This is a genomic window from Polaribacter litoreus (genome assembly GCF_054584775.1).
Window position 1 is genome coordinate 118,693 of sequence record NZ_JBTLRD010000001.1, and the last position, 15,135, is coordinate 133,827.

At 32.8% G+C, this 15,135-nt stretch carries 7 protein-coding genes; all 7 read right to left on the minus strand.

Annotated elements, in window-relative coordinates; genetic code table 11:
- Window positions 1-32 precede the first annotated feature (32 nt).
- Genes ACW9UN_RS00510 through ACW9UN_RS00540 form a run of 7 tightly spaced genes read right to left on the minus strand, consistent with a single transcriptional unit; the run spans window position 33 to window position 15,124 of the window.
- The gene (locus ACW9UN_RS00510; RefSeq protein ID WP_459483035.1) at window positions 33-2,513 is read right to left on the minus strand and encodes an endo-acting ulvan lysase-like protein; all 2,481 of its coding nucleotides are present in this window, start codon (window positions 2,511-2,513) and stop codon (window positions 33-35) included.
- A 7-nt stretch (window positions 2,514-2,520) separates the two neighbouring features.
- The gene (locus ACW9UN_RS00515) at window positions 2,521-3,942 is read right to left on the minus strand and encodes a sulfatase (protein ID WP_459483036.1); all 1,422 of its coding nucleotides are present in this window, start codon (window positions 3,940-3,942) and stop codon (window positions 2,521-2,523) included.
- A gap of 50 nt (window positions 3,943-3,992) precedes the next feature.
- A complete protein-coding gene (locus ACW9UN_RS00520) occupies window positions 3,993-5,480 on the minus strand; it encodes a sulfatase (RefSeq protein ID WP_459483037.1) in 1,488 nt (495 codons plus the stop codon).
- 6 nt (window positions 5,481-5,486) lie between these two features.
- Window positions 5,487-6,824, minus strand: coding sequence for a sulfatase-like hydrolase/transferase (locus tag ACW9UN_RS00525; protein WP_459483038.1), 1,338 nt, complete (start codon window positions 6,822-6,824; stop codon window positions 5,487-5,489).
- 13 nt (window positions 6,825-6,837) lie between these two features.
- The gene (locus ACW9UN_RS00530) at window positions 6,838-8,277 is read right to left on the minus strand and encodes a BNR-4 repeat-containing protein (protein ID WP_459483039.1); all 1,440 of its coding nucleotides are present in this window, start codon (window positions 8,275-8,277) and stop codon (window positions 6,838-6,840) included.
- 13 nt (window positions 8,278-8,290) lie between these two features.
- On the minus strand, window positions 8,291-11,773 hold the full coding sequence (locus tag ACW9UN_RS00535; RefSeq protein WP_459483040.1) for a glycosyl hydrolase: 3,483 nt from the start codon (window positions 11,771-11,773) through the stop codon (window positions 8,291-8,293).
- Window positions 11,774-11,776: 3 nt separating this feature from the next.
- Window positions 11,777-15,124 (minus strand): glycosyl hydrolase, encoded by a 3,348-nt coding sequence (locus tag ACW9UN_RS00540; protein WP_459483041.1) that lies wholly within the window; start codon window positions 15,122-15,124, stop codon window positions 11,777-11,779.
- Window positions 15,125-15,135: the final 11 nt, after the last annotated feature.

Below are 15,135 nucleotides of genomic sequence, written 5' to 3' on the forward strand. Positions count from 1 at the left end.
AAACAAAAAAGAATACAAGTAAAAAAACGACGTTATTTTTTATCATATTCTCTATAAAATGCTTTGGTTGAATTGGTTGTAATTTCTTTATTTTTGTAAATTAATTTGTCTCCTTCTCCAATATAAATACTCTTTAGACTTTTATCTTTATGTAAAGTGATAACCGCATAAGAACCTTTAAAATAAATAGTATCATTTTTAAATATTTGATTTTTAGATTGCGTAATTACATATTGAGTTAAATCTTCTTTTGGTGTTTTACTTTCTATAATCAATCCTTTATAAATGCCATTTTGCTCTAATTTTGAAACCGATTGTATGCATGGTTTTTCGGTTTCATTATAAGGTTCGTAAACTACTACAAATGGGTTTTCCCAAGCTTCTCCTTTATTTCTGATTACTAAGGTTGGTGTAAGTACATTGTCATAAGGCTTTGGTGCTTGAAACGTATGAGGTGCTTTTACTTTAGTGTACGTTCTATTTTCAAAGCCTGGAATATGCAACTCCATAAACAAATCATTTCCTTTTAATTCTTTAATACTAAATGTAGCTTTTACAGTATTTACATATTCTTGAGAAGTGCTAACCTCTTTAAAAAAGTGCCACCCAGGGTTTCTGTATTTTTTATTATGAATCCATTTAGATTTTGCATTTTCCATATATCTTTTTGGTGTATTTTCGAACTTCATGTCTTTATTATCAAACACTATTTTATCACCTATATTATGGTACAAATAATCATGATACTCATTTGGGAGTTTCGATTTTGAACGAAAAACATCTATATAATATCCTGTTGTAGGCGATGTTCTTATCAAACCTAAAGTTCTTTCTTGGGTTGCTTCTGCTTTATCTCCTTTATCATCTAAAAAACTAGTTTGACTAAAAGAAAAATTTGGGGCAACTCCTTCCTCTCCAACTTTTGGCTCTACAGATAGTAATTGAACCGTATTCATGCCTAAATTTACCCAACCACCTTGACCTTGTGATGCTCCATTTACAATAACAGTATTATGTGCTGCAAATATTCTAGAATAGTTTTCATGAATGTCTTTACCATACTTACCATTACCATTATCAACCCCTAAAACCTGACCTTCTCCATACAGCTCCATATTCATACCATTTGCATGACCATGCACCATAGCTGCTCCTCCAACAAAACCCATTAAGCCATCTTTTGGATCTTTTGTAGAGCTCAAATTTCTTTGCATTATAATCCCTGCATGATATACCCTATCTGTTCTTGGTAGTTTATTAAAAACTGATTTTTCATCAATAATATTGTGCCAAAATAAAGCTTCAATACTTCTTCTTTTGTATTTATCTTTTTGAATAGCATTTTTTAAAATCGGACCTATTTCTTTAGTAACCTCTTCTAAATTTGATAATTTAGCTAAAGTATATGCATTATCTAGAGCGTTATAAGGAGCTTTTCCTTTTCTCTTTCCATCTCCCCATCTTACAATTTCGTTATTTGGATACACAAAATAATCTAACCTTGGTAAAGCAAATAAAATGTTCTGGTATTTATCGGCTAAATTTAAACTAGGATTATACCTACTTATCACCAACAATAATTTAGTTAAAATTGATGTTGAATGATTTAAATATCCTGATGTTTCTGGCCAAATATTTCCCTTATTTTTAAAATTTTCTGCAAAAACAGGCAATGCATCTTGATTTTTTGTGCTTTCTGATAAAAAGTAGGACAGTAATTTTTTACGCTCCTTTTCATCATCCATTGCCAAAGCATTATACACTAAACTTGGAGCTTCTAGCACTGGATGATTAGAACCTGTTTGTCCGTAATTTACAGTAATGTCTGCGTAAGTTCTACACACATTTTGAAGTTCATCAACAGGAAAAGTTACTTTTTTATTTTGCATGATATCAAAAGCATTACCTTCTTTTTTAAGATAGCTTGCTACAAAATCATAAACTAACGGAACTTTATAACCAATTACACGCACTTCTCTAAAACCATCATATGGAAATAACCAACCACCTCTACCATGCCAATTAGATAAATTGGATTTTTGTACAGATTTTACAAATGAATACAAGATACTACTGGCCATATACGCGTATTTTTCATCTTGGGTAATGTAGTATAGATAACCACAATCTAAAGCAACTTGTAAACAGGTAATCAATTTTTCTGCTGGTTCCCACTCTTTATCTGTAGCATTATCTAAATTTCTTTGTTTACCATTCTCTATATGATACGTTTTATAAAAAGGTGGAAAATCGTTTTCATTTCCTTCAGACCAATTAAAAGGCAATTGTTTGATGTAGTTTTTTGGATTTTGATTGAATTTAACAACTTGTAAATCTGTTCTTGTTTTTAATTTTTGATAAATCTCTTTCGCCCAAGGTTCTTTCTCTATTTTTTGTAAAACTTGATTTCGTTCGGAAGATTTCACCAATATGAAAGGGCGCTCTAACTTCTGTGAATAGAGGCTTAAAGAACCTATAATTAAGAATAATTGTAATACTATTTTATTTTTCATATTCGGTTTACTTTAAAAAATCTTTACCCCATTTTTTTCTTAATTCTAAAGCAAGTGCTTTTACTTTTTCTTGATATGCTGGATTATCAGCTAAATTATCCAATTCTAAAGGATCTGTTTTATGGTCAAACAACATTCTGGCATACGCAACACCATCATCTTTTGTCCACTCTGTGTAAAATAAATCGCCCTTAATTAGCGTAACTGCATCTTTAAATTTGCTAACTGCCCAATCTTTTTGAGGTTCTTTTCCTTCTAAAAGTGGCACAAAACTTTTACCATCTAAAGTATTTGGTGATTCCAAACCTACTAACTCTACAAGGCTAGGATAGATATCGATATATTCTGTAATGGCTTCTGTTTTTGTTCCTTTAGTTTTTCCTGGAACTTTAATGATTAATGGCGTTCTTAAAGCAGTTTCAAACGTAACATGCTTACACCATAATTTATGGTCGCCTAAATTCCAACCATGATCTCCCCATAAAATTACAATAGTATCGTCTTCTAATTCTAAACGTTTTAATTCGTCTAAAACCAACCCAATTTGAGCATCAATATAACTTACACAAGCATAATATCCGTGTATCAATTCTTTTGCAAGATCATCAGATAAATCTCCTTTTTTAGGAATATTTTCGTAATTTCTTAATTCTCCATATCTGTGAAATGCTTGTTTTGGAGTTGTTTTTGGTTGAATATAGCTTTCAGGTAATTCAATTTGATTTCTGTCATATAAATCCCAATACTTTTTTGGGGCTGTAAATGGAAGGTGTGGTTTCATTAAACCCATTGTTAGAAAAAAGGGTTGATTTGATTGCTTTAGTTTTTTTAAATCTTGAATTACTTTTAATGCTAGTTTTCCATCTCTATATACAGAATCATGCACTTCTGCAACCTCAAAAGGCAATCCTCTTTTTGTGTTTTTTCTAATTTCTTGACTTTCTGGCAATGCATAACTCCAAAGTTTATCTGGTTGCCACATTTCGTCCCAAGCAGCAACATCATCTTTATTATAATGATAAACTTTACCGTTAGAAATGGTTGTGTACCCATTTTCTTTTAAAAGAAAAGGAAGAGATTTTGCATTAGGTACTTGTTTATCTTTTGAGGTATGTGCTGTTATAAACCGATTTCTAGTTGGTCTCATACCTGTTAATAAACTTGCTCTTGAGGCACCACAAACAGGAACGTTACAATACGCTCTATTAAATACTAAGCTTTCACCTGCTAGTTGATCTAAGTTTGGCGATTTGATGTGTTTTGCTCCGTAAAAATTGAGCTCTGGACGTAAATCATCAACCGCAATAAATAAGATGTTTTTTTTTCTTTCTAGATGACTATCTGAATTATTTTTTTTACTATTTCCGCAGTAAAAAAAGATAACTGAACAAAATAATATTATCGCTGTTTTAATTTTTGATTTCTTCATTTTGTTCTGTTATTTTTTTTAATTGTCCTTTTTAATTTTAAAAAACGATACTAATTCACATTTACACGTTTCTTTTGCTCAACAAAATAAGGTTGAAACGTGTAGTTTGAACTAGCATCCCATTTAGAGTTTACCTTAGGTAAAAAAACTTTCATCTTTTCTATTTGAGCCTTATATTTTGGATTTCCTGCTTCATTATTCCATTCATTTGGATCTGAATTATGATCGTAAAATTCCTCTTTTCCATCTTCATATTGAATGTATCTATACCCATTCATCTTAATAGCATGGTTATTCATTCCATAAGTTGTAATCGCTTTTGCATCTGCAAGTCCTTTATCTTGCTGCATCATATCCACTAAACTGTACCCTTCATTTCTCTGGTAAGCAGGTAACCCACTTAATTCTAATAGAGTAGGGTAGATGGATAACATTTCTACAGGAGCATCTATCTTTTTTCCCTTTGGTAAATTAGGTCCAGCAAATAGCAATGGAGCTTTGGTGGCGGTTTCCCAAAGTGCGTGTTTTGCAAAAGTTCCTTTTTCTCCTAATCTATATCCATGATCTGACCAGAGTACAATTACAGTATTGTCTGCATATTTGCTGTTTTCTAAAGCATCTAAAACTCTACCTAATTCATAATCTACATAACTGATACACGCCAAATAAGCTTGCACAATTTTTTTCCATTCACCACTTTCTTTAGCCCATTCTGTTGATGGCATCATGGGTAAATCGTTAATTTGCATTCCAACTGGAGGAATATCATTTAAGTCATCTGACTTATAAGGTGGTGTTTGAATGTCTTCTAAAGGATATAAATCGAACCATTTTTGAGGCACATATAATGGTACATGTACACGTAAAAAACCAAGACCCATAAAAAAGGGTTTGTTATACTCTCTACGCAAACGTTCTGTAACCCAATTTACAGATTGATGATCTGGCATTAAAGAATCTTTTTCTGGAAAAGCACCCCAATCGGTACTGGTTCTGCCATATTTCTCTTTTTTAGATTTTGATGTTCCAAAACCATCCCAAACAAAACGTTTTTTAGGGTATGGTCCAAAACCCCTAACACGTCCTCCAGATTCATTAAAAACGCTATCAGGAGCATGAATATGAAATAGTTTTCCAATACCCATAGTGTGATATCCATTTTGTTCAAAATATTCTGGCAAAAATGTAATGTCTTTTGTGGCTTTATTTCCTGCTCTTCGGATTTTATTATCGGGTGTCATGCCATAGATACCCGTTGTTGAAGGTCGCAAACCCGTCATTAAGGATGCTCGTGAAGGACCACACAAAGGAGCTTGTACATGGGCGTTTGTAAATGTAACTCCCATTTTTGCAAGTCTATCAAAATTCGGTGTTTTTACATTTGAAAAATTTTGAATTGGACTAATCCAATTGTTTAAATCATCAACAGCTATAAAAAGTACATTAGGTTTAGCTGCTTTAGCTGCTTTTTTCTCTTCAGATTTACATGCACCTAAGAATAGTGTTATTGCAAATAATAAAAAATATACTTTTTTCATACTTTACTATTTCGATCTAAATTTTTTAATTTTTGAAGATAAATCTTTAACAATTTCTGAGTTTGCCTCTGCAATATTATTTTTTTCATAAGGATCTGTATCAATGTTAAATAACTGTACTACTTCATTTTTCTTTCTTACAGGATCTGGAACAATAATTTTATAAGGAGGAAAAATTGCCATGTTGTAATACATGCTATTTTCAATAGAATCAAAATCATGTGCGTACACTTCTCCAAAAATTCCTTTACGAGCTTCTAATGCTTTTTTATCTAACACACTAACACCTGGCAAGTTTTTAGGTTTTTCTATATTTAAAATATCCAATACTGTAGGTACCATATCTATACTACTTGTTATGGTGGTATTATTCATTTCTGGCTTTATCTTACCTGCCCATTTGTACATAATTGGTGTACGAATTCCCATATCATAAGGTGCACGTTTAGAGTCTTTCATGTAATCACTCTTATCTGGATTTTGTCTCCAACCGTTATCACAAACATATACAAAAAGGGTATTTTCAGTTAAGCCTTTATCGTCTATTAAATCGAATAGTTGACCACAAGTTTCATCAAACCACTCTATCATTGCCCAATATTTAGCTAAGTGTTCAGAGTCTGTTTTCTTTTTATATTTTTCAAATAAACGAGCTGGTGGATTATGAGGTCTGTGAGGTAAAAATGGAGCGTACCATAAAAAAAACGGTTTCTTTTCTTTTAAAGCTAAATTTACATAACTATTAATGGTATCTAAGCCTTTTCTGGCAATGGTTAAACCAAAATCGCCATGTCTCCCACCTCTTTTAGGGTCTCCATGTGTCATACCGTAATCAAAACCACCAACTTTATGGTTTCCATGCCACCATTTTCCTGTTTGAAAAGACAAATAGCCTTTTTCTTTTAGCATATCTGGTAGTGTCATTTGCTTTTCAAAAGCTGTAATTATAGGTTTGTATGCCTCTGATCTATTAGCTCTACTAGCTTTATGATCTCCTTTTACTCGTTCATACACTTTATCATTACCTAAAATACCATGATCTTTTGGATACAAACCTGTAATAATTGTTGCTAATGAAGGAGAGCATAATGGTGTTGGTACATAGCTTCTTGTAAACGTTAAACTTTCTTTTGCAAATTGATCTATTCTTGGAGTTTCAATATTCTCATCGCCCATAAAACTGTAATCTGTCCAAGATTGGTCATCAGATAAGATGAAAACGATGTTTGGCTGATTTTGAGTTTTTTCTGTAACAGATGCTGTCTCTTTTTTAGTTCCTTTTCCGCAGGAAATTAAAATGCTTATTGCAAATATTACTAAAGATAATTTTTTAATGATTTTCATTTTAAGTTTTTTTTTATTTTTTGGTTTGATTTATGCTCGGTTTTTCAAGTATGGTTTCCTTTTTGTTTCTTTGAATAGGACCTTTATCTCCAATAAGATACATTTTTCTAAAATCTGATTCTTCTTCTTTTTCACCTACAATGATTCTAGCATCAGGGTGAGGGTTATCTATCAAAGCAGATATTACAAAACCTGAGTTTTTACGTTCTAAAAAAATCTGGTTCTTTTTAAAAGTATCACCACCATCAAAACTATCCCACCTAGCAATTTCTCCAACATCACTATTGGTTTCACTCTCTAAGTAAATACTCACTTCTGTTGCAGACTTTACTTCTAAATCTCCATTTCCTCTTGGAAGATTAGCATTCTTACTTCGTAACCACTCTTGTCCATTCCATCTAAAATGTTGTAAACGTTTAGGTCCGCTTCTTTTGGCTCCTATATCTGGACCAACCAACACACAAACTTGTGGTTTTCCATCAGGATCAACATCGGCAATTCCTTGAAAAGTCCAATCATCAGGTATTTTTTTTACCAAAGTTTTTTCATCTGCCATTTCTTTGGTTAAAGGCATTTCTAAAGATTCATTTTTAACATTTTTCCATTGCCCTGTATTTGTATCAAAAAGCATGTAATACAAATGATGTCTCTCTGGAATGTGCCCTCTTTTATCTTGAGCGTTTTTATTATCTCTACAAATATGATAATCAAAAGCTACAATAATATCATCTCCATTTCCTTTACCAACCCAAGGATACCAAGAATCTTCAGCTTCAATATTTATTCTTCGTTTATGTTTTAAAAATGAAATTGGTTCGTTAAAAGTAACTCCATTGTCTGTAGATTTTTGATACACCCAATCACTTCTATGCGCTCCATGTCTGTAAAACAAATAGATGTCTCCATTATCCATTTTTACAAACTGACTGTAGGTACCAAATAACGAAACATTATCTAATGTTTCCCATGCAGAAATGTCTAATGGTTTTTTAGAAACAGCATGTAGGTTTTTTCCATAATGATGGTTTCCTAAAGGATTTTTGCCATCTGATGGTCTCCCTCCATGTCCACCAAAGGCAATATGAATATAACCAGCATCATCAATAAGTAATGCAGGTTTACCATGATTATCTATTTTCTTTTTACGATTCGGGTCTTTACCCATTTCACTAATACCCGCTTTAAAAGGACCTTTCCATTCTTTGGTTTTATGATTGTACGATGCTACATAAGGATCTTCTAAAGGACCTTGATACGCCACATACGTAATTCCTTTGTGATACACTCCTGAAGGGTGTTGCACAATAGCCACTGTATTCCCAAAACCATTATCAGCAAAATAATCTACCATTATGTCTTTATTCTTCTCTTCTGAAGTTACTTTTTTACTGCCATTACATCCCACTAGGAAAAAGCAAAAACAGATACTGAGAATTATTATTTTTTTTGTCATTATTTTATGGGTATTATTTTATGGGTATTATTTTTGAAACTCTTAATTTAACTGGACCAAGAAGACCTGAGGTAAGTAATTCATCGTTTTTTCTCCAATGTCTCCAAGATGAAAATGTGGTTCGTTTTGATGATCGTTTTGAGTTATTTAACAACCAATCTGGTATTTTTTTTAGTTTATCTCCTCTTCGTTCATAATCTAAAGGCAAACCTTCATCACCAATTAGTTTGTTTGGCCATAAATTGGTTACTTTAATTTTTATGGTGTTTGTTCCTTTTTTTACAAAGCTATCAATAGTAACTCTAAAAGGTGCTTTCCATAAAGTACTTACCTTTTTTTCGTTGATAAATACTTCTGCAATTACAGCTACGCTTCCTAGATCGAGTTCTATTTGTTTGTCTTTTTGTAATAAATCATCAGTAATCGTAAATTCTTTTTTGTAAGATGCAGTTCCAGAAAAATGCTGAATATTTTCGTCTTTATGATTTGACCACGATATTAACTTCTCAAATTTTTCATTTATAGTTTTTTGGGAAACTGATGGAAATTCAACTTCCCAAGAATTTGACAAATCAATGGGTTCTGGTATTGCACTTACTGCTGCAGTTTTTGTTTTTCCTGATGCATTGGTATAAGTAATTTTACCTGAATTTGGTGTTATCCAATTGATAACATCTTCACTATATACTAACTCTGGTTTTGATGTGTCTTTGGATAATTTTAAAATTTGCCCTTTAGGAATAAACATCGTGCGTTCTTCACCATCGGTTTTGTAAGTAATTTTTAAGTTGATTTTATTACCTTCTGGAATTTGATTATTTATCAATGCATCAGAAATTGAAATATCAAAAGTATTGTTTGAAACTAGTTCCTTAATTTTATTTGTAATCTCAAAAGTTTTATAATTTTCTGGAATGCCTTTAGTTTCTGTTTTAAATTTTCCGAATACAGCTTTTAAAACTTTTAAAGGTTGATTACCTGCATCAATCTTAATATGTTCTCTCTCTTCTGCATAAATTTGATGTTTGGTATTACCTATTTGGTATTCCATTCTTAACTCTTTTTTGTATCCCATTGCTGGATCACAATCACAAAATGCTCTCGACATTTTAAAGTCTAATTCACCATCAATTATAGCTTTATTTACTTTGTCTGTAATATCGATTAAACCTTCTTGAAGAAATGTTCCGTATTCTGCTTTTATAATTTCTAAATTCGAAAGAGCCTCCGATTTTGGTTGTTCTAATTCCATTGTAACCGATGTTAAATGGTTTGTTTTTGTAGGCTTTTTGAATACAATAAAAACAGATTCTTCAATCCCTAACTGTAAAGGAATTGTGGTTGTTCCATCTGCATTTTCTTTAAAAACCACCACATCTTTTATTTTACCTGTTTCCGAATTCCATAGTTCTGGTTGTTTTGCAGAAACTCGAAAACGCGCTACAATATCTCTTGCTTCTTTTCTAGCATTGGCGATAAAATAAATATCAGCATCATCAGTTTTTCTATGGATGAAACTTAGATCTGTTTGATCGCTAGTTTCTATTTTAAAATCGGGTATTTGATTGCTTAACACAGCCTCAATTGAATTCTGCTTTACCAAATCTTTTCCCCATAATTCATCGACATAAGTTTTAACAACTTGATCATTATTAGGATTATCAGTTAAACTTGGCGATTGTGTTGGTTTTTTTCCAATGACGATTGCACCACCTTCAGCCAATTCCTTTACTTTCTGTAAGGTTTCTGGTTTTATAAAACTAGATTCTGGCAATACCAAAATCTTATATGCATTTCCAACAGACGAGTAAATTGTTCCGTTTTTAACAGTTAAGTCTTTTAATTTATTGGCGCCAATCAAATCATAATCAAAACCCATTTTTTTAATTTCAGGTTTTAAAAATGCGGTATTTGGTGATGATTCTCCTGTAAATACTAAAACATCAGCTACATTTTTTCCTTGTTGTAATAAAAATTGAGATCGTGCTATATAATCCAAAAATCCTTTTCCTTGATTCCACCAAGTATTATTTCTATTAAAATCAAATCCGTGATAACTTAATGCCAAACCAGGTGCCACATCCCAAGGTTGATGTACATAAGAATGAAAAATAAAACGTGTAATTCCTTGTGCCCAAGCTTGGTCTCCAATTGATTTTATGTCTGCTGGATGTTTGCTCCAACCCCCAATTCCAGTAAATGCTTCTGCACCAACAATAGCACTTCCATTTAAATGAGCAATAGAAGATACAAATTTTGCCGAATCAAAAAATGGGTAGCCACCACTCCAAAATTCACACATTACAATGTCTCCTGTGGCACCTACTTGCATATTATCAAAAGGGCCCCAATAGGGTTCTACAGAAAACTGCATTCCGTTTTTATGGCATAATTCTGCAAAATGTGCGTAGTAATTTTCGGCAATTAAATCGCCAATAGTTCTTCTAAAATCCCACAAAAAACGCTCTGAAATTTCGCCACTTTCTACGTAATACCCTGCTAAGGTTGGTAAATACGATGTTAAATCGTAACCTCTTAAATTTTCAAATTGCGTTTCAAAACCAGTAGTCCAATTGGTGGTTTCCACCTCGTAACTATCAATTAAACAATTATTTACAGTTGTCCCAATTAAATCGCCAAGTTTATCAATGATAGGTTGTACACCACCTTTCCAATAAGCATCAACTGCTGTTTTACTCATTTTATCGACTTCTAAACCTCTAGCTTCTGGTGGCGCAGGCCTATTGGTTGTTCCTATTGGTGTGTGCCCTAATCGCAACACAATCCATTCGCCTTTTGGCACATTCCAATCTAAAAATCCGTCTTTAGAAACTTTATCAGTTAAATTAACAATAGTTTCTTTTTGAATAGTACTCGTTTTTGGAATGTCTTGCGTATCTGGTAATAAATGATTTCGAACACGTTCAGATAATATTTTATAATCTAATCCTTCTATTTTTTGTATCTTTTTTGGTTTTGGAAATGCTAAAACTGCAATGTCTTTATAATAATCGTACTTCGTTTTGGGTTTTGGTAATTGTACTTTAATTTCTTTTCCGCCTTTAATATTTAATTCACTAAAAACTACGGCTTGCATTGCGTTTTCTTCAGTAACCCAAGGTCCACCAGAAGAAGACCAACCTGCGCTGTTATGAAATGCCAATTCTAAATCCAAACGTTTGGCTTCTTCTGCCGAAAATTTGAATAAATCTAGCCAATCTTCACTTAAATATTTTACTGGGCCTTTTGGGAATCCTAAATGCACGTTAAACAATTGTGCTTCTTGAATACCAACAGCTTTCATAGCTTCTAAATCTTTTGTAATGCCAGATTTAGATACATTTCCGCTAATCCAATGCCACCATGTTCTGGCTTTTGCTTCATTTGGCGGATTTTTAAATCCGTCTTCTAAAGTTAAGGTTTGTGCCTCCTTTTCCGAATATGAATTGCACCCCAAACCTAAAAACAGAACAACTAAAATGGCTAACTTTTTCATTCGTTATTTTCTTTTTATAATTTTTGATATCGATATCGTAACAGGTCCTAATAAACCTGAAGGCAATAAGTCGTCCTTTGCTTTTTGGAATGAATACGCACTAAATGTTTTACGAGATCCTTCTGGAAGTGGTTGATTCTCTCTAAACCACTTTGGCATTTTTTTAAACTTACCTCTAAATTCTGAATCGCCAAAACCAGGCTTTCCTCTTCTAACGTCATAACCAGTTTGGTTGGGTAATTTTTCATCACCAATTAAACGATTAGTCCATTGGTTGGTAACTTGAATTTCTAAAGTATTTTCTCCTGCTTTTAAAGCTGTCGTTACATTTAAAGCGTGAGGAGCTATCCAACTTACCCCAACATCTTTTCCGTTTACAATTACTTTAGCAATTACATTTACTTTGCCTAAATTAATTTGAAATTGTCTATCGGATTGCAACATATCTTTTTCTATATTGAATGTTGTTTTATAGATTGCTGTACCAGAATAATGTTTAATTTCATCTACTTTGCTTGTTGTCCAATCAAATAATTCATCTGTTTGCAAAGTAGTTTTATAAAAGTCTTCTGCTCTAAAATTGATTTCCCAATTGCCTTTAATTTCAATAGGATTTGGAATATCATTCACTGTAACATTCCATTTTTCAGTATCATTTACCAAGGCTGTATAATTTCCATTTGTAGAGACCTGCATTTGTAAATTATCAGTATCATCTATACTAAATTCAGGTTTTGGTAAATTATTAGTTTGTTCATAAGCTACTTTTGGTCGTTTATTTTTTGCTTCTTTAAACACTACAAAAACGGATTCCTGTGGATTTAGCGGAATTGAGATCTCTGTTCGTCCATTTTTGTTACTATATTCTACCAATTTGGTAATCTCACCTGTTTCTGCATTCCATAATTCAGGTACTTTACCTTCTACTAAAAAGCTACAGTTTAGTACTTCCTTTTCTGTTAAATTATGATTGTACACAAAGTAAATATCTTCGTTTTGGGTTCGTCTGTGGTAAAAATTAAAATCTGGTTGTCCTTCAACAATTAGATCTTTCTGAATTTCATTTTCTTTCAATATTTGTTCCCATTCACCAGAGCTGTATGTTTTTTTATTTGACCAAATTTCTTTTACAAGTGTGTCAAATTCAGCTTTCATTTCTTTGGAAGTGTTATAACCACCTAGTTTTTTTGGTTTTTTACCTACAATTAATGCACCCTGTTGCGACAGTTTATGTATGCCTCTTAGCGTTTCTAAATTGATGATATCATTTCTCTGCAAAGACAGAGCATTATACGTAATGCCATTTGGTAATTTTAATTTTCCATTTTCAACTTTTAAACGATTGATAATTACATCAGCATTTAGACAATCGTACTTATATGCAGCTGGCAATTTAGGTCGCATTTGGTTGGCGTGTATCACATGACTTGGTGCTCTATCACCCACAAAAACCAATACATCTAACACAGGATTTCCTTGACGTAATAGATACGAACCTCTAGCCAAATAATTGAACCATTCAGGTCCTGCATTGTCCCACCAAGTTTGAGTTCTATCAATGTGAGAACCCACAAAACTCATGCTCATTCCTGGTTTTACGTGCGTATTGGATTGATGCGCAAAACGATGAAACATATATTCGTTGATGCCATTAGTCCATTCGTAATCGCCTTTTTGTTTGGCTAAAGCTGGATGAAATCCCCAATTTAATTTAGTACTTGTAAAAGCTTCCGCAGAAATTACATTTTTACCATAAATATGACCAGCAGATACAGCTGCACGTTTATGGTTATTCGGTTTTCCTAACCAAAATTCACCCATAGGAATATCCGCACTTCTACCTGCATCTAAACTGTTAAAAGGCCCCACAAATCCGTAAGGTTCTATGTAAGAAATTAAACCATCTTGATGACATAATTCTGTAAAATAATCAAAATAATTGGTCACCATTAAGTCACTTACCAATTGTTTCATATCCCAAAAAACAGCTTCAATTGTTTCGTTGTTTTCTATGTATTTACCTGCATACATTAATAAAAACGGCGTAAAATCGTACCCAAATCTTTTTTCAAAGATTTGCTCCATATCGTCAGTCCAGTTTTGTGGTCCCACTTCATAACTATCGATTTCTACATATTGTAAGGCGTTTGGTGCATCAATTTTTGCTTGCTTTACCAATTTTCCAACAAAAGCATCGTAATGAATTTTCAAGGCTTTTTTACTGAATTTATCCACTTCAAGCCCTGTACCTTCATCAGATGCAGGCTCATTTGTTGCCCCAGAAGCTGTAAAACCAAAACGCATAATGGTCCAATTTCCTTTTGGTAATTTTGCATTTAACACACCATCACTATTCATTTTATCAGTTAAAACAATAATATCTTCTTTTTTGATGTATGTACTTTTATCAGGATTTCCAATAGATCTTCTACGTTTTCTGTAAGATGTAAATTCTAACTTATTTCCTAAAGTTTGATTTGCAGAAAGTTGCATTTCGTAAATTCCTGTATCTAATTCTGTTACGATTCTAAAATAACGCGCTGTAATAGGTTTAAAATGCTCTTCAAAATAACATTCGTCTTTCCCAATACGTTCTTCGTTGGGTTTGTGAGCCAAAGTAAAATTAACACCATCATCTGATTTTAATAATTTTAAACGCCCTTTTCGTTTGTTGATAAACACAGACATAGAACGAATTGTGTGTGGTTTTCCATAATCATATTGCACCCAACCTTTTGCTTTTAAATCGGCATGTGTATTGGTTTGGTGGTCTGTTGCTAAAGCTGTTTTAAATGCTTTATCTGATGAAGTTATAACAGGGTTTACACTATTATCTATCAATTCGGTTTTTAAAGACGGATACGCAACTACAGCAATATCTTTATAAAAATTATGTCTTGTTGGTGGTTGTGGTAATTTTAGCTGTATTTGTTTACCTCCTTCTGTAATAACTTGACTATTCACCACAACTTTCATTGCGTTTTCTGGGGTTACCCAAGGTCCTCCACTAGACGTCCAACCATCACAATTATGCACTCCAAAACTCAAGCCTAATTTTTCACATTCTTTAGCTGCGTGGGTTAAAATATCTCTGTGTTCTTGTGAGTTGTATTTTACATCGCCTTCTGGTAATCCCATAGATACATTAAACACCAAAACACCACCAATACCAGCTTCTTTTATGGCTTTTAAATCTTTGGTAAAGCCTTCTTTAGAAGCATTTCCGCTATTGATGTGATACCACGTTCTGGGTTTTGATGCTTGTGGCGGATTTTTAAAACCTTCTTCTAGTGTTAAATTTTGGCGTTCCTTTTTCTTTTCATTACAATTACTGAAACAAAAGCAAAGCATTATTAACAAGA

Excerpts from the sequence above, each read along its gene's own strand:
- ACW9UN_RS00525 (WP_459483038.1), bottom strand. The coding sequence starts at position 6,824 with ATGAAAATCATTAAAAAATTATCTTTAGTAATATTTGCAATAAGCATT.
- ACW9UN_RS00540 (WP_459483041.1), bottom strand. The coding sequence starts at position 15,124 with ATGCTTTGCTTTTGTTTCAGTAATTGTAATGAAAAGAAAAAGGAACGC.
- ACW9UN_RS00520 (WP_459483037.1), bottom strand. The coding sequence starts at position 5,480 with ATGAAAAAAGTATATTTTTTATTATTTGCAATAACACTATTCTTAGGT.
- ACW9UN_RS00515 (WP_459483036.1), bottom strand. The coding sequence starts at position 3,942 with ATGAAGAAATCAAAAATTAAAACAGCGATAATATTATTTTGTTCAGTT.
- ACW9UN_RS00535 (WP_459483040.1), bottom strand. The coding sequence starts at position 11,773 with ATGAAAAAGTTAGCCATTTTAGTTGTTCTGTTTTTAGGTTTGGGGTGC.
- ACW9UN_RS00510 (WP_459483035.1), bottom strand. The coding sequence starts at position 2,513 with ATGAAAAATAAAATAGTATTACAATTATTCTTAATTATAGGTTCTTTA.
- ACW9UN_RS00530 (WP_459483039.1), bottom strand. The coding sequence starts at position 8,277 with ATGACAAAAAAAATAATAATTCTCAGTATCTGTTTTTGCTTTTTCCTA.